Source organism: Mesorhizobium sp. M7A.F.Ca.AU.002.02.1.1 (assembly GCF_003998535.1).
In the GTDB taxonomy this organism is placed as follows: domain Bacteria; phylum Pseudomonadota; class Alphaproteobacteria; order Rhizobiales; family Rhizobiaceae; genus Mesorhizobium; species Mesorhizobium ciceri.
In genome coordinates, this window is record NZ_RZPB01000031.1 from 1 (window position 1) to 18,694 (window position 18,694).

Annotated in this window: 15 protein-coding genes and 1 pseudogene; 8 read left to right on the plus strand and 8 right to left on the minus strand. The window is 63.3% G+C overall.

Annotated elements, in window-relative coordinates; translation table 11 throughout:
* The 8 genes and pseudogenes from EN879_RS03835 to EN879_RS03870 all read left to right on the plus strand — a co-directional run.
* Nucleotides 1-822 (plus strand): annotated as a pseudogene (locus EN879_RS03835) (acetyl-CoA carboxylase biotin carboxylase subunit); the annotation flags it as partial.
* Between the two features lie 9 nt (nt 823-831).
* Entirely contained in the window at nt 832-1,707 is an 876-nt protein-coding gene (locus EN879_RS03840; RefSeq protein WP_013533154.1) for a carboxyltransferase domain-containing protein, read from the plus strand.
* Nucleotides 1,697-2,668, plus strand: coding sequence for a biotin-dependent carboxyltransferase family protein (locus EN879_RS03845; RefSeq protein ID WP_063167471.1), 972 nt, complete (start codon nt 1,697-1,699; stop codon nt 2,666-2,668). The genes EN879_RS03840 and EN879_RS03845 overlap by 11 nt, the downstream gene beginning before the upstream one ends.
* On the plus strand, nt 2,607-3,668 hold the full coding sequence (locus tag EN879_RS03850) for an ABC transporter ATP-binding protein (protein ID WP_244514266.1): 1,062 nt from the start codon (nt 2,607-2,609) through the stop codon (nt 3,666-3,668). The genes EN879_RS03845 and EN879_RS03850 overlap by 62 nt, the downstream gene beginning before the upstream one ends.
* Complete coding sequence (locus tag EN879_RS03855) at nt 3,665-4,399, plus strand: ABC transporter ATP-binding protein (RefSeq protein WP_013533157.1); 735 nt, start codon at nt 3,665-3,667, stop codon at nt 4,397-4,399. Before EN879_RS03850 ends, EN879_RS03855 begins: the two co-directional genes overlap by 4 nt.
* A 1-nt stretch (nt 4,400) precedes the next feature.
* Nucleotides 4,401-5,306, plus strand: a complete 906-nt coding sequence (locus tag EN879_RS03860; RefSeq protein ID WP_013533158.1) for a branched-chain amino acid ABC transporter permease — start codon at nt 4,401-4,403, stop codon at nt 5,304-5,306.
* Nucleotides 5,307-5,310: 4 nt separating this feature from the next.
* Entirely contained in the window at nt 5,311-6,402 is a 1,092-nt protein-coding gene (locus tag EN879_RS03865) for a branched-chain amino acid ABC transporter permease (protein WP_063167470.1), read from the plus strand.
* Nucleotides 6,403-6,444: 42 nt separating this feature from the next.
* Nucleotides 6,445-7,638 (plus strand): ABC transporter substrate-binding protein, encoded by a 1,194-nt coding sequence (locus EN879_RS03870; RefSeq protein WP_013533160.1) that lies wholly within the window; start codon nt 6,445-6,447, stop codon nt 7,636-7,638.
* Nucleotides 7,639-7,747: 109 nt separating this feature from the next.
* Here EN879_RS03870 and EN879_RS03875 read toward each other — a convergent pair whose 3' ends face one another.
* The 8 genes from EN879_RS03875 to EN879_RS03910 form a co-directional block, all read right to left on the minus strand.
* Nucleotides 7,748-8,416: a nuclear transport factor 2 family protein gene (locus EN879_RS03875; protein ID WP_063167469.1), complete on the minus strand. Its 669-nt coding sequence runs from the start codon at nt 8,414-8,416 to the stop codon at nt 7,748-7,750.
* Nucleotides 8,413-9,795 (minus strand): aspartate aminotransferase family protein, encoded by a 1,383-nt coding sequence (locus EN879_RS03880; RefSeq protein WP_127273954.1) that lies wholly within the window; start codon nt 9,793-9,795, stop codon nt 8,413-8,415. The genes EN879_RS03875 and EN879_RS03880 overlap by 4 nt, the downstream gene beginning before the upstream one ends.
* Before the next feature lie 96 nt (nt 9,796-9,891).
* Complete coding sequence (locus EN879_RS03885; RefSeq protein ID WP_063167467.1) at nt 9,892-10,623, minus strand: LamB/YcsF family protein; 732 nt, start codon at nt 10,621-10,623, stop codon at nt 9,892-9,894.
* Nucleotides 10,624-10,635: 12 nt separating this feature from the next.
* A complete protein-coding gene (locus EN879_RS03890) occupies nt 10,636-12,984 on the minus strand; it encodes a xanthine dehydrogenase family protein molybdopterin-binding subunit (RefSeq protein WP_063167466.1) in 2,349 nt (782 codons plus the stop codon).
* Nucleotides 12,977-13,474, minus strand: coding sequence for a (2Fe-2S)-binding protein (locus EN879_RS03895; protein WP_063167465.1), 498 nt, complete (start codon nt 13,472-13,474; stop codon nt 12,977-12,979). The genes EN879_RS03890 and EN879_RS03895 overlap by 8 nt, the downstream gene beginning before the upstream one ends.
* Nucleotides 13,465-14,322 carry an FAD binding domain-containing protein gene (locus EN879_RS03900; RefSeq protein WP_063167464.1) on the minus strand — a complete coding sequence of 286 codons (858 nt, stop codon included), beginning with the start codon at nt 14,320-14,322 and terminating at the stop codon, nt 13,465-13,467. Before EN879_RS03900 ends, EN879_RS03895 begins: the two co-directional genes overlap by 10 nt.
* Before the next feature lie 161 nt (nt 14,323-14,483).
* On the minus strand, nt 14,484-16,451 hold the full coding sequence (locus EN879_RS03905; RefSeq protein ID WP_063167463.1) for a hydantoinase B/oxoprolinase family protein: 1,968 nt from the start codon (nt 16,449-16,451) through the stop codon (nt 14,484-14,486).
* A 3-nt stretch (nt 16,452-16,454) separates the two neighbouring features.
* Nucleotides 16,455-18,482, minus strand: a complete 2,028-nt coding sequence (locus EN879_RS03910) for a hydantoinase/oxoprolinase family protein (RefSeq protein ID WP_063167462.1) — start codon at nt 18,480-18,482, stop codon at nt 16,455-16,457.
* Between the last annotated feature and the right edge of the window lie 212 nt (nt 18,483-18,694).

Below are 18,694 nucleotides of genomic sequence, written 5' to 3' on the forward strand. Positions count from 1 at the left end.
CCTCAGGCCGAAGCAGAAGCCCTCGCCGCCTTTGGCGATGGTGGTCTCTACATGGAAAAGGTGATCGGCAAGGCCCGCCATATCGAGGTGCAGGTGCTGGCAGACGGAAGCGATGCCATCCACTGCTACGAGCGGGAGTGCTCGCTGCAGCGGCGACGCCAGAAGGTTTGGGAGGAGGCGCCGTCGCGCGCACTTTCAGACAGGCTGCGCGAAGAGCTCTGCGCTTCAGCGGTCGCCTTGGCCAAGGCGGTCAAATACTCTGGTGCCGGCACGGTAGAGTATCTTTACGACGATGAAGCAGACCGCTTTTACTTCATCGAGATGAACACCCGTATCCAGGTCGAGCACCCGGTCACCGAAGCGATCACCGGCATCGACCTCGTTGCGGAGATGCTTCGCATCGCCGGCGGCGAGAAGCTGCGGATCCGGCAAAGCGATGTCTCCGTCAAAGGGCATGCGATCGAAGTCCGGCTCAATGCCGAAGACCCGGCGAAGGAGTTCGCTCCATTCCCCGGGCAGGTGGCCGAGCTTCGCATTCCCGGCGGTCCGGGCGTACGCTTCGATTCGATGCTCTATCAAGGCTATCAGGTGCCGCCCTTTTATGACTCGCTGCTTGCCAAGCTGATCGTGCATGCAGAGACGCGCGAGGCGGCGATAGTGCGCCTGATCCGCGCGCTCAACGAGTTGAAGATCGGCGGGCTCAAGACCACCAAGCCGCTGTTTCTTGCGCTGGCCGCCGATCCGGCGATGCGGGCGGGAGACGTGCATACCCGCTGGCTGGAAGGCTGGCTCATCGAAAACGCCGCAGCATTGGCGGGTTAAGGAGGACCGATGTCGATACGATTCAACTTCGGCGGTGACGAACATATCTTCGGCGAGGTGTCCGAAGAAATGTCGCTCACCTCCTTCTTTACCGGCCTTTCGATGACCAATGCGGTGCGTACGGCAGGCATCCGAGGCGTCACCGAGATCTGCCCAGCCAACGCCAGCTTCCAGATTCGCTTCAACCCCGACATCGTCAAGCCGCAGGATTTGCTCAGCGAACTGAAGTCGATGGAAGAGGCCGCCTCGAAGTCGGACCCGGTGCTGAAGACCCGGATCATCGAACTGCCGGTTTATTTCCAGGATCCATGGACGCGTGAAACCTGCCTGCGCTTCCGCGAGCGCCATCAGGACCCCTCCTCCACCGATCTTGAATATTCGGCACGCATCAACGGCTACGCCACGGTGGAAGAGTTTATCGAGGCCTATTCCGGCCAGCCCTGGTTCGTATCGATGGTCGGCTTCGTCGCCGGACTGCCCTTCCTGTACCAGATGGTTGAGCGCAAGAAACAGATTCAGGCGCCGAAATACTTGCGTCCACGCACCGACACTCCCAAGCTCACCATTGGCCATGGCGGCTGCTTTGCAGCGATCTATTCGGTACGCGGCGCTGGCGGCTACCAGATGTATGGCATAACCCCGGCCCCGATCTACGACCCGACCAGGAAGGTGCGCTACCTCGCCGATGACATGTGCCTGTTCAAGCCAGGCGATATCGTCAAGTTCAAGGCCATTGGCCGCGATGACTACGACGCCACGCTTGAGGAAATCGAAGCCAATCGGTGGCAGCCGACGGTTCGCGAGTGCACCTTCAGCCTGAAGGATTTCAACAGCGACATTTACGGCACCAATGCAAAGCTGATGGAGCTTATCAATGGCCGTTAAGGTAATCTCTCCCGGCCTCTCCACTTCCGTGCAGGACCTTGGCCGACCCGGCCACTATCATGTCGGCATTCCAGAAGGCGGCGGCATGGACCGCTTTGCGACACGCATCGCAAACCTGCTTGTCGGCAACGATCCGGGTGCCGCGGTGCTCGAAGCCACTTTCATGGGTCCCGAACTCGAATTCACCCAATCCGCGGTCGTCGCCGTCACAGGTGGAGAGCTCCCACCCAAACTCAATGGCGAGGAACGGTCGACGTGGGAAAGTTTTCCGGTGAAGGCCGGTGACCGACTTTCTTTCGGCTTCCTCAAGGGCGGCGCGCGCGCTTATCTGGCCGTCTCCGGCGGCATCGACGTACCCGTGGTTCTCGGTTCGCGCTCGACTTACATTCTGGGCGCGCTTGGCGGCCATCAGGGCCGCACGCTGAAAGCGGGCGATGAGCTTCCCCTCGGCGAAGGTTCCGGCAAAGCCGGTCTTTCACTGCCTGCAAATCTGCGCCGCGCGCGCAATAGTCCGGCGGAACTCAGAATGCTTCCCGGCATATACTGGCATCGGATCACTGAGGCTGCCGGCAATCGGTTCTTTGAGGAAACCTGGAAGGTCGCGCCCGAAGCCGACCGTATCGGCTATCGCTTCCGCGGCGGAACGCCGCTGGAATTCGTCGAGCGCGAGCAGCCTTTCGGTGCGGGCTCCGACCCCTCGAACATCGTCGATGCCTGCTATCCTTACGGATCCGTCCAGGTGCCGAGTGGCACTGAGCCGATCGTTCTTCACCGGGACGCGGTTTCGGGTGGCGGGTATATGATGCTGGGCGTGGTGATATCGGCCGACATGGACCTTATCGCCCAGCTCCAGCCGCACACCCCGGCGCGCTTCGTCCCGGTGACGCTGGAAGACGCGCTTGCCGCGCGAACCGAACAGCGCGCCGCGCTGGCGCGTGCTGAAGGGCATCTGGCCGGCTGACGTCAGCCGGGAATGCCGGCGGAGGAGCCGGAGGCGAGGAGATCGGCCGGCCAAAACCGACCGCGCGTGGCGGAAGACAAAATCCGGTGCGCGAAACGACAAGACGACGCCGGGCAACGGCGTGAATTTGGCACCCGAGCAGTCCGCTAGAGACCGCCGGAACCGACAGGGGAAGACATTTGCAACGTGGCTGGCCGCAAGGCCGGATGCTTCGCGCCTTTCCGTCGGTAGAAAGAAGGAAAGGGTCATGAGTCATCTGAGCGCGGAGAACGTCTCGGTATCGTTTGCGGGGCTGAAGGCCCTGTCATCGGTAGACCTCCAAATTACGCCCGGCCGCATCAGTGGCCTCATCGGCCCGAATGGCGCTGGCAAGACCACGCTCGTCAACGTGCTGACCGGCTTCCAGGCACCGACGGAAGGCACCATCAAGCTCGACGGGGAAGCACTCACGGGTCTCAAGCCGCATCAGGTCCGGCGGCGCGGCATTGCCCGCACCTTTCAGGGTGGGCGGCTCTTCCGCGACCTGCCTGTGTTGGACAATTTGGAAGTGACCGGCGTTGGCCTGGGAATGAGCCGGCGCGCTGCCATCGCCGAAGCGGAAGCGATGCTCGACTGGATAGGCATCGGTGCGCTGGGTACCCGCATCGCCGGAACGTTGCCATACACGGACGAGCGCCGCGTCGCCATTGGCCGCGCCCTGATGGGACGGCCCGCATACATCCTGCTCGACGAGCCCGCGGCTGGCATGAGCGCACTGGAGGCGCGGGAGCTTTCCGCCCTGATAAGACACATCGCCAGCGATCTCGGCTGTGGTGTCCTGCTCATCGAGCACAATGTCGGGCTGGTGCTCGGCCTTTGCCAGCATATCGTCGTGCTCGATTCCGGAGCGATTATCGAGGAAGGACCGCCTGCCGCGATCCGCGACAGCGAGAAGGTGCGCCACGCCTATATGGGCACGGCCGCGAACACCGACCTGCCTGTGCTGGAGGCGATGGAATGAGCCTGCTCGCCCTTTCCGACATCACCATCCGCTACAGCCGTCTCACGGCGGTCCGCAATGTCTCCTTCTCCATGGACGAGGGAGAAATCCTGTTCATCACCGGCCCGAACGGAGCCGGGAAGTCTTCGCTGCTGCGCGCGATCGCCGGTGTTACGCCGGTGGCGGGCGGCCGGATCGACCTTGCAGGTCATGAGATCACCGGCCAGGCGCCGGAGAACATCGCCCGGCTCGGATTCTCCATGGTGCCGGAGGGGCGCGATGTCTTCGGCTCGCTGACGACCGAAGAGAACCTTCTGGTCGGAACCGGCATGCACGCCCGCGAACGCGGCTGGCGCAGCCGAGCGGCCGACGAACTCGAAGCCGTCTACGCAACCTTCCCGATGCTGAAAGAGAGGCGGCACGGGCAGGCGGGATTGCTGTCCGGCGGGCAGCAGCAAATGCTGGTCATCGGCCGCGCGCTGATGACCAATCCGCGGCTTGTAGCCATCGACGAGCCTTCACTGGGCCTCGCCCCCAACATCAACGACCAGGTCTACGAGCGGCTGATCGCGCTGCGTGCGCAGCGCCAGCTCACGCTCCTGATCGTTGAGCAGAGCTCGGCCCGGGCGATGATGGTGGGCGGGCGGATGATCCTGATGCGTGGCGGACAGATCGTGCTCGATGGCGACGCGCGGACGCTCGGCAATGGCGAGGCGATCCAGGCTGCCTATTTCGGCTACGAGGACAATTGAGATGCTTCAGATCCTGTTCGACGCACTCTCGCTTGGTTCGCTCTACGCGCTCGGGGCGCTCGGCATTGCCCTCATCTTCGGCGTCATGCGGCTCGTGAACTTCGCGCATGGCGACGTCATCGCCTTCTGCGTCTTCGCCCTGTTATGGCCGTCTACGGACGCAATGGCCATCGTCTTCGCCGGCCAATTGCCGTGGTACCTGCTGTTGCCATTCGTGCTCCTCTGCGGGGCCGGGCTGTCGGTGCTGTGCGAAATCGTCGTCTTCAGGCGGTTCCGTCAGGCAAATCCGGCAACCATGATGATCGCCTCCTTCGCGCTCGGTTTCGTCATTCGCTACTTCCTGCTCATGCTTTTCTCCAGTCGGCCGAAATCGATCTCGCTGCTGCCCGAACTGTCCCAGCCGGTGGAGATCCTTGGTGCCAGGCTTCCCCTCCTCCAGCTCATAACGATCGTGGCCACGATGGTCATCCTGATCGGCCTGACACTGTTCCTGCGTCAAACCCGCTTCGGCCTGGAGATGCGGGCGGCGGCCGAGAACTTCTCGATGGCCCGAATGCTGGGTGTGCGTGCGAACCGGGTTATCATGGGCGCGTTCGCCCTCTCCGGCGCGTTGGCCGCCGCCATTGCACTGATCTTTGGCGCCCAGACAGGCACGCTGGACATCCAGATGGGCGCCTCGATCATGTTGATGGCCTTCATCGCCACCGTCATTGGCGGCCTCGGCAGCCTCGGGGGAGCCGTGCTCGCCGGCTTCCTGCTGGGTGCCGCCTCGGTGATCATGCAAGTCATGCTGCCCATCGACGCCCGGCCATTCCGCGATGCCTTTGTCTATGGAGCGGTCATCCTCGTCCTCCTCTTCCGCCCACAGGGGCTTATTGCCGCGCGCGGCACCAAGGAAAGGATCTGATTTCATGGGTGTCGTCGCCTCCCTCACCAACTCTACCGCTGCCGGTGCCCCGGCTGCCGAGCGAAAGCCCGCCCGCTTCGCGCTTGCCCGCCGCACAATCCTGACACCGGTCCTGCTTTCTCTGCTGCTGCTGGCCATCGCGCTGATCACGGTGATGACCGGATCGCGGCCCTTCAACCAGACGGTGATCGACGTGTTCGTCCGTGTCATCCTCGTCGTGGGCCTATACATCTTTATCGGGAATTCGGGCGTTCTCAGCTTCGGGCATATCGGCTTCACCTGCCTTGGCGCCTACGCGGCCGCGTGGCTCACCATCAATCCGATGATGAAACGCGGTTCGCTGCCGGGACTGCCCGAATGGCTGCTGGCGACCCGATTGCCGTACTGGCAATCGGCTATGCTGGCAGCATTGTTCGCCGCCCTCGCCGCTCTCATCTTCGGGCGGGTGCTGATGCGATTATCGGGCATCGCGGCTTCGATCGCGACCTTCGCGATGCTCGCCATGATCAACACAATTTATTCCAACTGGGAGAGCGTGACCGGAGCGACCTCATCGGTCGTCGGCATTCCGATCGTACGCGTGATCTGGCCGTATCTCATCGGCGCCGTGGTCGCGATCTTCATCGCCTGGGCGCACGCGATCTCCCGGTCCGGCCTGGCCCTTCGTGCTGCCCGCGACGAGCCCACCGCCGCCGCGGCTTCCGGTATCGACATTCCCAGGGAAAGATTGGTGGCATTCGTCATATCAGGCGCGGTGATGGGGCTGGGCGGTGCGCTCATGGCTCATTCCATCGGCGTGGTCACACCCGACACATTCTATCTCGGTCTCACCTTCATCACCCTTTCCATGCTCGTCGTCGGCGGCATGGGCAGCCTGTCGGGGGGTGTGGTGGGTGTCGTCCTGCTGTCCGCCCTTATCCAGGCGCTGCGCTGGCTGGAGGCAGGCGTATCGCTCGGCGAGTCCACTTTCGCCCTCCCGAAAGGGGTTCAGGAAATAGCCCTCGGCGTCATCATGATCGTGATCCTCGCGCTTCGCCCATCCGGACTCATGGGCAACCGCGAGATCACCTTACCCCGCAGCAGTCGCAACAAGTGACCGGCGGCACAAGCCCGACCGGAAAACAAAAAGGAGACGTGCATGACATACAAAATGAGAATTGTCGCAACCGCTCTGGCCTCGATGTCCATCGCATACCCGGCCCTGGCCGATGACAAGACCATCGTCATCGGCTTCGCCACTGCGGAGTCGGGCTTCATGGAAGCCTATGACAAGCCTGCGCAGGAGGCGGCCTTGATCCGCATCGACGAGATCAATGCGGCTGGCGGTCTGCTTGGAAAGCAGATCAAGGTCGTCAAGGCCGACACCAAGTCCGACCGGGCCGAAGGCGCCAAGGCGGGCCTCTCCGTGCTCGACCAGGGCGCGGATCTCGTGGTCGTCTCGTGCGACTACGACTTCGGATCGCCGGCTGCGCTCGCGGCCGAGGACGCGGGCCGTATCTCCTTCTTCCTGTGCGCGGAATCGGTCAAGGCCGGTATCCAGGGTGTCGGCCCGCACAGCTTCTCCGCGTCGGTGCTGGCGCCCGTGCAGGGCGCGACCATGGCCGAGTGGGCATTCAAGGAAAAAGGCGCAAAGGACTTCTACCGTCTGCTCGATACCTGGACGGCCTACAACAAGGGCATCTGCGACGGCTTCGACTGGATGATGCCGAAGCTCGAAGCCCAGGGCGCGAAGCTTGTCGGTGAAGACACCTTCAAGAACGAGGACGCCTCCATCGCCGCGCAGATCACCCGCATCAAGTCTCTGCCGAAGGAGCCGGATGCGATCATGCTTTGCACAATGATGCCGGGCGCTGTTTCGGCCATCAAGCAGCTTCGTGCCGCGGGCATCAACTCCATGATCCTGAATGGCTCGGGCGTCGACGGTAGCTATTGGCTATCCGCTGTGCCCGATCTGACGAACTTCTACGTCCCCGTTCAGGGATCGATCTATGGCGACGATCCCAATCCGGAAGTGCTGAAGTTCAATGCCACCTACAAGGCGAAGACAGGCGCCGATCCCTCGAGCCAGTATGTCTTTCCGGGTTACGTCATGGTCGACGTCTGGGCCAAGGCGGTGGAGCGTGCAGGCACGACCGATGCCGACGCCGTCGTCGCGGAACTGGAGAAGATGAAGAACGAGCCGACGCTGTTCGGGCCTCGTACCTTCACGCCGGAACTGCATCACCAGAACCAGACGCGGTACCTGATCGTCGAGACCAAGGCCGGCAAGCCGGGTGTTGTAGGCAACTGGACGATTTCCGAGCCGGTACCGATGGAAGCCTTGCTCAAGTAAGAAGATGGGCCGGGTAAGCCCGGCCCTTTCGTAGGATCTTGCCTTTGGACAAAAAACGAGGGCGGCCCGCTTGGACCGCCCTTCGTCGCCCGATGAATTCAGATTTTCGCTACCCTCGCGCTTTGCGGTAGGAATCCTTGAGCGCTATGAGCTCCCCCGAGAAAGCGAAGATATCGCAGCCGTCGACTTCGATTTGCTGCCCCGCTGCCGTGGTGCCGACGAAGCGCCATGATGAAAGCCCGGTGTCGCCCGTCACGACGTGCCGTCCCCTGGTCCACGCGGCCTTCGGGAAAGCATCGAACAGCGCTGCATAGGCGGCGCGCACGGCGTCACGCCCCATATGCTTGCGCCCTTCGGCATCGGGTCCGGCCGAGCCGTGGAAAGCGCAATTCTCAGCCATGCAGTCCATCAGCGCGCCCACATCGCGAGCGTTCCAGGCAGCGAGGAACCGGTCAAGCACGGCGAGCCGCCTGGCTGCGAGATCGCCGGCCTCAACGACCTCGACCTCCAGGAAGGCCAGCGGCGCATCGCCGGCATTGATGATGTTGTGGGCCACACCCGTCCGCCGCGAATAGGGCACCCCTTGAGTGAGGGCGGCTTGCGACTGCGCGCCGTCCGGGCCTTCGAGACCGAGCTTGCCGTCCGTAAGCGGCACGATGACGTAGTCATGGCCATGGATGTGCCAGCCGGTCTCGGCCCCGGCGGCAAAGCGCCATTCGGTGACCCGAAAGCGTTCGTCGTCGATATGGACGACCGGTTCGGCTTTCATGCGGGTCATTCAAGTCCCTCCTTGGCAACCGCACCGGTCAGGCGCTCAAGCGTCCGGCCCATGCGCGTCATGATTTCTTTCACATCGTCTTCTGTCGAGATCATCGGCGGGCAGAGCGCGAGCTGATCGCCGATGGCGCGGAAGATGAGGCCTTCCTCGTGGCCGAAGCCTGCTGCGATACCCCCTGCGCGCCCAACCTTGACGAAGGGGCGTTTCGTCGCCTTGTCTGCCACCAGCTCAACGGCGCCGATAAGACCGGTGCCCCGCGCTTCGCCGACAAGCGGGTGATCGGCAAATGAGCGGATGCCGGCCTGGAACGACGTCTCGAGGCGGGCCGCGTTTCCGATCAGGTCCCGCTCCTCGAAGATGGCCAGGTTTTCGAGACCCACTGCCGTCGCGACCGGATGACCTGACGCCGTGAAGCCGTGGCCGAAATTGCCGATCGTGGCGGTGTTGTCGGCGATCGCCTGATAGATCGCATCGGAGAAAATGACGGCGGCAAGCGGCATATAAGACGACGTGATTTGCTTGGAGACCGTCATGATATCAGGCGTGAAGCCGTATTTCTGAGCGCCGAAGGGCGTACCAAGCCGCCCGAAACCACAGATCACCTCGTCCGCTATCAGAATGATATCATTTGCCCGGCAGATTTTCTCCACGCCTTCCCAGTACCCGACCGGCGGTGGCAGAACGCCGCCGGCTGCCCTGAGCGGCTCTCCTATGAAGGCTGCGATGGTGTCAGCCCCTTCTTCGGCGATCACCGCTTCCAGCTCGGCGAGCAGGCGCGCCGTGAAGGCGGCTTCGTCTTCGCCTGCCATGCCGAAGCGATAGAAGTGCGGGCAGGTCAGGTGGCGAACGGGAATGGCCGGCAGATCGAAGTCGCGATGGTTGACCGGCAAGCCTGTCAGGCTGCCGGAGGCGACGGTGATGCCGTGATAGCCCTTGGTCCGTGCCAGGAATTTCTTCTTTTTTGGCCGGCCCAGCGCGTTGTTCATGAACCACATCATCTTGACGATGGTGTCGTTGGCTTCCGAGCCCGACGACGTGAAGAAGACACGCGTCAGGTTTTCCGGCGTCATCTCCACGAGTTTCTCCGCGAGCCGGATGGATGGCTCATGCGCCTTGGAGGAGAAGGTGTGGTAGTAGGGCAGCTTCAGCATTTGCTGATAGGCAGCGTCGGCCAACCGCTTTTCCGAAAAGCCGACGCCCACCGACCAGAGCCCGGCCAGCCCTTCGATGTATTCCTTGCCGCGTTCGTCATACACACGGATGCCGTCGCCGCGGCTGATGATCAGCGGCCCGGTTTCTTCGTGCTGACGCAGGTTGGTGTAGGGGTGCATGGTGGTGGCGATGTCGGCGGCGGCGAGAGAGTTGGAAAGCGCATCCATGGAAGTCCTCAGCGGCTTGGAGAAATGGTTCGGGCAGTGAGTTCGAGATAGTCCTCGAGTCCCTTGCGTGGAGCTTTCACGATTCGGGAGAATGAATCATGGCAGGCCGTTGGAATGAGTGTCGATGATCCGCCGCATCAGCGCGGCGACGTCGCGCGCATTCGGCGGATCGGAGTGGATGCAGACGGTGTCGAAGTCGACCGGGCGGATCGTGCCGTCTGTCGTGACGAGTTCGCCTCGAGTAAGCGCCCCCATCATGCGGTGCTCGGCAAGCGTCAGGTCGATGGCCGACTGGACGCGCGGGATGATCAGGCTGCCGCCGGGAGCGTAGGCAAGATCGGGAAAGAACTCGCCCACGAAGGCAACGCCGAGTTCGGCTGCCGCCGTCTCGTGACAGGTTCCCGCCATGCCGAAGAGAGGGACGCCGAACGGCTTGACCGCCGCGGCAATTGCCCGGGCAGTGTCGACGTCGTGCGCGGCCATGCCGTAAATGATGCCATGCGGCTTGACATGGCTGAGTTGCCCGCCCTCGGCGGCCAGCATCCCTGTCAGAGCACCGATTTGATAGAGGAAGGCAGCTGTCAGTTCCTCCGGCTGAAGTCTCATTTCGCGCCGGCCGAACCCCTCACGATCGGGAAGGGAGGGATGCGCGCCGACCCGCTTGCCATGCGAAAGGGCGAGCCGCACGGTCTTCAGCATCGTCCATGGATCGGAGGCGTGGAAGCCGCAGGCGATGTTGGCGCAATCGATATGAGGCATGATGCCGGCATCGTCACCGAAGCGCCAGTTGCCGTAGCTTTCGCCCATGTCGCAGTTCAGGGTGACCATGGTTTACTTGCCTCAGCCCAGAGTGTTCAACGCCCAGCCGGGGGCGATGTGCGGGAATTCCGGCGGTGGTTCGCGCTCATGCAGCAGTCGAAGCACGCGCGGCGGCGTCAGTGGCAGCTGCCGCACCGGCTTGCCGATGGCGCGTGCCACAGCGCAGCCGATCGCCGCGCCCACCGCCAGGATCGGGACCTCGCCCGCACCCTTGGTGCCTAGAGGCCCCATCGACGGCGCGCCCTCGTAAAGGTCGGCGGCGACCGGAACCACATCCTGCGCCAGCGGCAGGCGATAAGTCTCGAAATCGTCCTGCGCGATGCATCCGTCGGCGGTGAGCGTCACCTCCTCGTGCAACGCATAGCCGAGCCCCTGTACCACGCCGCCCTGTATCTGGCCCAGGATGGCGCGCGGGTTGAGCGCGCGGCCGACATCTTGAACTACGCGATAGGCCAGCACCTCGACATGGCCGGTGTCCGGATCAACCGCCACCTCGGCCTCGTGAACGACGAAGACGGGAATGTCGAGCGCATCGATGAAATGCCCCATCGCGCAGCCGGACATTGCCGGAGTGTTCCTGGCGGCAAAGGCCCCGCTTCCGGTGATCGGGCCAGTGGTTGCCTGTGCATGGGCGACGACAGCGGGGATCGACATGCCGGAACCGGGACGTCCCGTGATCTCGACACGACCGTCCCGCAGCACCAGGTCTTCCGGTCGGGTCTGGAGCATCTCGCCGGCGGTCCGAAGCAGCTTCTCCCGCACTTCCGCGCAGGCGGCGATGCTCGCGGCACCAATGGACACGGTGGTGCGCCCACCGCCAACGCCGACATCGAGACCGGCGGCATCCGTATCGGCTTCGCGCACGATCACCTGGTCGGGAGCAAGCCCGAGCTGCCCAGCCACGATCTGCGGCAGGGATTGCACCATCGTGCCGGATCCGATCTCCACACCCGAGGTGACCAGCGTTGCGCTGCCGTCGGCGTTCAAATTCACCGTCGCCGCCGAAGGCCCGACGAAAACGAACCATGTGCCGACCGTGGTCGCAATTCCATAGAGCCTGCCGTCGGCCTCGGCCTCTGATGTACCGGTGCTGGCGCGCAGTGTCTCCATGCGATCGAGCATCGGACCCAGCACGTCGGCCTCGAAAACCTGCCCCGTGGCACCGAGATCGCCATCTCCCAGGACATTTTTCTTCCGGAACTCCATTGGGTCGAAGCCTAGCGCATCGCAGATTTCGTCGGTGTGTCGCTCCAACGCGAAGGTGTTGTAGACGCCGTTGCAAGCTCGGAAAGCGCCGTTGGGTGGTGTGTTGGTGTATACGGCGCGGCTGACGAGCCGCGTTGCGCCAACCCTGTAATTGCCGCCCAGCGTGTGCGCCGTCATCGTTGTCAGGAAAACCTGTTCGCCGCCATACGCGCCGCAGTCCATCAGCACGACCGCCTCGCGTCCGGCGATGTATCCTTCGGCGGTGACAGCGGAGCGAATGCGGATTTCCGCATTCTCGCGGCAGAGGCAGGTTGCCATCTCTTCCTGCCGGGTGTTTTCCAGGACCACCGTGCGCCCGGTCATCCGCGCCAGAAGTGCCGTGATCGGCTCGATGGACGCATCGAATTTCAGGCCGAACCCGCCTCCGACAGGCGGCACGGTGACCCGCACACGCCCGGGCGCAAGCTGCATGACCCTTCCGGTGACGTTGCGAACTGTCCAAGGCACCTGCGTCGAGGTCTGGATGTGAGCACGGCCGTCCTCCCAGGAGCCGATGGCAACGCGCGGTTCGAAAGGCACATGGCTCTGCCGGCCGACGGTGAAGCTGCTCTCGACAATGCGTATGTCGGGACGGGCGAAGGCCGCATCGACGTCGCCGCGGCTGGATTTTGCCTCCCATGCGATGTTGCCGGCACGTGCGCCGCCCTCGGTGATCACCTCATAGCCGCGCCAGCCCTCGTGGACGAGACGGGCGGCGGGCTGGAGTGCCTCGGCCATGGTGGACACCGGTACCAGCGGCTCGACCTCAAGCATGATGGCGGCAAGCGCCGCCCGCGCCTGCTTCTCCGTTTCGGCGGCAACGACGGCGATCGGCTCGCCGTGATAGCGGATGGTGTCGATGGCCAGGAGCGGATGGTCGGCAATGCCGATGCCGTAGAGGCCTGGCGCGTCGGCGCCGGTCGCCACCGCGCGCACGCCAGGACAGCGAAGTGCCGCCGAAAGGTCGAGCTTGCGGATACGCCCCGCGGAAACGGTCGACCGCAGCAGCACGGCATGCAACATGTCGGGGCGAACCCGGTCGTTGGTGTATTTCGTCCGCCCGCGCAGCTTGTCCTGCGCATCGCGGCGGGGAAGATTCATCACGGTGGCGGACAGCTCAGACATGGAGGCCTCCCACCGACTGGCCAGCCTTCCGCGCTTGGTCAAGGCAGTCGGCCACGGTGTCGACGATCCGCTCATATCCGGTGCAGCGGCAGATGTTGCCGACCATCGCGGCCTTGATGTCGGGACGGCTCGCATGCGGATTGTCACGCACGAACGCCGAAAGGCTCATAACCATTCCTGGAAAACACATGCCGCATTGCACGGCATCGGCGGCCTCTAGATTGGCCTGGAGCGGATGCAGCGCCTGGTTTCCGGAGCTCAATCCCTCGATGGTCGTGACCGCGCACCCCTGGACCAGGCCAATCGGCTTCAGGCAGGACGGCACCGCTTCGTCGTCGACATGCACCGTGCAGGCGCCGCAGAAGCCTTCGCGGCACACGGCTTTGGTCCCCGTCAGGAATCGTTCCCGCCGCAAGATGTCGACGAGCGGCGTCATCGGATCGCCGTGAAAGCTGCAGTCCTCGCCATTCAGCTGGAATGTCACAACCATGCCAGGCCCTCGGTCTTGAGAAGTGCGGCAACACCGCGCTTGACCAGCGGCGGAAGAACCTGGCGCCGGTACCAACCCTCCGCTTCCCTGCCGTCGCGGCCCTGAAAATCATTGTGCTCTAGTGCAAGCCCGGCAGCGCGCTCCGGATCGAGCGCGGAGGCCTGGCTTGCCCTCATCGCCTGTTCGAGCGCCGTCCAGCGCCGCGCTACCGGCTCCACCGAGCCGACGGCGATGCGACATCGTTTGTCCTTGTCCACCGCAAGCGAGACGACGGCGACCGGATAGTCGCCAGCCTTCCGAAGCGGCAGGCGGATATGCGCGCTTGCGACAAGGTCGCGGCGCAGATGAATTCTCGTCACAATCGCCTCTGCCAGCAGCGCATGCCTGTCTTTGAGGAAATCCGAAATACCGATGAGTTTTGGGCCTTCGAACGTCTCCAGCTCCACCGTCGCCTCACAGACGAGAAGCGCAGGGGCGAGATCGGCGGCGGCAAAGTCGAGGGCACAAAGGTTACCGCCCACGGTGGCGACCCTTCGGATACCGGGATTGGCCGCGTTCTCCGCCGCGTCAACCAGACCTTCGAAGCCCGCTGCCCCATGCAATGCGCGGCCAAGGACTGCGTGGGTAACAGCTGCGCCGATCACGACATGGTCCGAGTCGATTTCGACCTTGGACAAGGCCGGTATTCGGTCGAGTGCGACCACCGCGTCGGGAAGGTCGACCCCGCGTTGGGGATCACGCATCATCCAGGTGCCGCCTGCAAGCACCACCGCGCCCTGCCGGCGTGCTGCCATTGCCTCTTCAAGTGTGCTGGCCGCGGTGAACGATCGTCCCACGCCTGGTGCCATCTGTCATACCCCTCGGAGCAGCCAACCTTCGCGGCGCTGCGACATTGTTGCTCCAGCTTTAGGTTCCTGTGAAATAGTAATTCTTTGAATATGGTATCGAAAAAACAGATAACTCTGGCATCCCGCGAGCGCCCGCAAGATTGCGGCGCGCTCGCTGGCGCTCAGACCCAGTGGGTGACGGTCCGTTTCTCAAAACTCTCCCGGAACTGGGCGGTGGTTTTGGGAAGTAGTTCGCCGGTCTCCCAGTCGAGGATCACGGCATAGTGCCGAACCGCATCGAGCGTATCGATCTCGCCGGAGCGGTATTTGCGCGCGACCTCCTCGGGATCCATGCGTGCCCAGCCCTTCCGTTTCGCCCGGATGTCGGTACGGCAGGCTTCGGTCGCCGTCTCGTCGATTTCGTACTGGCACAGGTCGCGGTCGATTTCGCGGATCACCACACCGTAGTCAGTCCTGGCACGCTCCAGGGAAACGTAGTCGTCGATCACGTCCTCCATCACCTTGCGGGGCTCGCGCTGCAGTGGATCGCCGAAACCACCGCCGCCGGCCGTCGGACGAGCGAACTGGTCGCCTGTGTGGACGGAGTAATCGGAGAATACGGAGCCGAGCCAGATCTCGGTCTCTTCTCCGGCGCGCTTCATGGTCAAGCCGTGGGGCATCGACGGCAGGCCTCCTTCGACACCCCAGACGACAGCACGCTCGCGGTCGCAAATATAGGACATGACGGCATTTTCAGCCTCAAGCAGCAATGAGGTCTTCTGCACGCCGACGCCGCCCCGCCACTTGCCGGGCCCGGCTGAATCCTGCTTGATCTGGAACTCGAGCGTCCGAGTGGGATTGACCCGCTCGTTGCCTTCGTTCGGCTGCGACATCAGCCCGGTTCCGAAGCAGGCGGTGGTGACATCGGCACCATCCTTGCCGTTGCGCCCGCCCCAGCCGCCAGGCAGCCATTCGTAGAACATGAAGATCGGCTTTTCGGGTTTGCGCGCATCCCGTCCCCCGGCCAGCAGATATTCGAGGTTGAAGGCGCAGGCGATAGCGCGTTCGGGCATGATCTTCGACCACATCTCGAAGATCGCGTTCATGATCTTTTCAAACGGCATCAGGAACCCGGTCACCGCCACCGGCCATTCCGCGCTGACGATGCTGTTCTTCGGCGCGGTCACCTCGATCATCCGGTAAAACCCGCTGTTGAGCGGGAGGTCCGGAAAGAAGGTTTTCATGCCGGCGACCACGGCCGAGAAGGTCGCGCCCGGTGCGGAATTATACATCGAGGCAATGGTCGAGTGGCTTCCCGTAAAATCGTAGTGGATCGTGTCGCCCTTGATCGTCATCTTGATGCGGATCGGGATCATGCCCTCGCCGGCACCGAGATCCCGGTCGATGTAGTCGACCGTCTCCCAGGTGCCGTCGGGCAGCTCCGCCAGACGCTTTCGCACGGCACGTTCGACGTAGTCCTGAACCTCCTCCATACCGCGCATGACCTGGCCGCGCCCGTACTTCTTGACCAGCCGCAGCAGTTCGCGCTCGGCCGCCTGCGTCGCTTGCGCCTGGGAATGGATGTCGCCAATGATCGATGCGGGATCGCGCGTGTTGGCCGCGATCATGTTGGCAACATCGGAGCAGAAGCGGCCGCGCTGGAAAAGGCGCAGCGGCGTTATCCGCAGCCCTTCGCGGAACATGTCGCGGGCGGTGACGTCGAAGGAGCCCGGCACCGAGCCGCCGAGATCCGACCAGTGTCCGTTCGACTGGGAGAAGCCGATCAGTTTGTCTTCATCGAAGATCGGCCGGACGAGCCGAACGTCGCTGAAATGCGTACCGCCGGCATAAGGATCGTTGATTGCGTAGACATCGCCGGGTGCCATATCGCCTTCGAAGACCCGGATCACTTCCTTACACGTGTTGTGCAGTGTGCCGACATGGACCGCGATGTCGTAGTTGCCCTGGGCGACGGAGTTGCCATCGGCGTCGTGCAGGGCGTTCGAAAAGTCTCGGTTGTAGATGACGAAGGAATAGCAGGTGCGAAGCATCTGTTCGGCCATCTGGTCGACGGTGGTGATGAAGGAGTTCTTCAGCACCTCGAACGTTACCGGATCGAGGCCAGGGCCCGTTTCAATCAGCTTTGTCATGTCTCAGCCTTTCGTCACGATGAGAATGTTCAGGAAGCCATCGACGGTCGCGCTCATTCCCGGCGGAACCACGGTGGTGGAATCGAACTGTTCGACGATGGCGGGTCCCGCAAAGGCAGCGCCGGCGCTGAGTTGGTCGCGTTCATAGACAGCCGCATCATGAGATACGCCGTCGAACCAGACGCCGCGGCGGCCGAGCGGCTCGGGCACATGAGGCAAGACTTCGTGTCGCGGTATCTCGGCTTTCGGGACGATGCCGATCGCCTTGACCGCGATGCGGAAGATCGACACCGGCGCCTCTTCGCGGCGGTAGTTGAACTCGCGTTCGTGTTCGTTGTGGAATGCCTCGATCAGCGGGCAGATGCTCTCGATCCGCGCCGGGGCTGACACCGCGAGCGAGCGCCATTGGCCCTGGTACATCATCTCGACCGTGCGCTGCAGCGCCATGTCTTCCTGCGCCACGCCCTCATGGCCCAGACGCTCAACCGCCTGTTTTTCCATCAGAACAAAGGCTGCCTGCATCTCGGCGGGCGAGACAGTCGAAGCATCGGCCATGAAGCTTTCGGAGAAATCGTGCTGCACGTCGACGAGAAGGCAACCGAGCGCGGAGGTAACGCCGGGATTGGGCGGTACGATCACGGTTGGAATCGAAAGCTCCTTGGCCACCGCCGCTCCGTGCAAAGCGCCAGCACCGCCGAATGCGACCAGCGCAAAGTCGCGCGGGTCGTAGCCTCGGCTGATGGAGAGAAGCCGGACGGCATTGCCCATATTGGCGTTGGCGACGGCGATGATCGCCTCGGCCGCCTGGTGGAGTTCCATGCCGAAGGGTTCCGCTACCGTCTCCTGAACCGCCTCGGCGGCCAGAGCGGGGTCGAGCGTGATCTTGCCGCCCGCAAGGCTGGTGCCGAGACGGCCGAGCACCACATTGGCATCGGTGTTGGTGGCAATGAGGTTGCCATTCTTGTAGCAGGCCGGACCTGGAAAGGCGCCAGCGGACTGCGGCCCGTTGCGCAAGCTGCCGCCCTCGTCCTGCCATGCCAACGACCCGCCGCCCGCACCGATGGTCAATACCTCGATGGAGGGGAAGCGGATCGGATATCCGAATTCGATGTACCAGTCCTTTGTGATGCGCGACTCCCCGTTCCAGGCCAGCGAGACGTCGGTGCTGGTGCCGCCCATGTCGAAGCCGATCGAGTTCGGGTAGCCACAGAGATTTCCGATGAAGCGGCTTGCGATGGCGCCGGCGGCGATGCCGGATCCCGCGAGCCGGGCTGAGAAATCCTTGACGCTCGCGGGCGTCATGACCCCGCCACCGCTGTGCAGCAACAGGAGATCTCGCTTGTATCCGGCGTCGGCAAGCTTTTCTCCGAGACGCGACACGTAGTCGACGACGACCGGGGCGCAGACGGCGTTCGCCATGGTGGTGGAAAAACGTTCGTGCTCGAAGATTTCCGGCATCACCTCCGAGGAGATCGAGACCGGCAGATCCGGCATTGCCTCCTTCAGGATCTCACGCATGCGGCGCTCGTTGGCGCCGTTCACATAGGAGTTCATGAAGCAGACGGCGATGGACTTGACCTGCCGTTTCTTGAGAATCTCCGCGACACGGCGCGCGGCCTCTTCGTCCAACGCTTCCAGGATCGTGCCCTCGGCACTGACCCGTTCCCGGACGGTCAGCCGGTCGCGGCGCGGGATATAGGGCTTGGCGACATCTTTGTAGGTGTCCCAGAGATCTTCCTTGTTGGCGCGACGGATCTCTACAACGTCACGAAAACCCTCGCTGCAGACCATTGCGGTGCGCGGCAGACGGCGGGTGATCAGCGCATTGGTGGCGACCGTCGTACCATGAGAGAACATCGTTACCTCCGAAAGATCGATGCGCCCCTGCTCCACGCCATTCATGATGGCCTGCATGGGATCGTCAGGCGTGGAGGCGGTTTTTTCGATGCGGATCGCTCCGCTGTCTTCGTCCATGATGCAGATGTCGGTGAAAGTCCCTCCGACATCGACGGCAACTCTGATTCGGCTCATGACAGTTCCTTCGCAAGGTCTTGCGGGCAAAGCCCCGCCTTCGTCGCCCCTTGCCGGGGAGACGTTGCATGAATGGTGGAATTGGCCCGGATTTCGTCGGGACTAGTGGCGCTCTCGCGAGGCCGAAGAGCCGCCCGCCCGGTTCGCTGCTTCGCGACGGGTATCCGTCGGTGCGCAGCCGCACCGCGTCCGGTAGTGCTTGCAGAACTGGG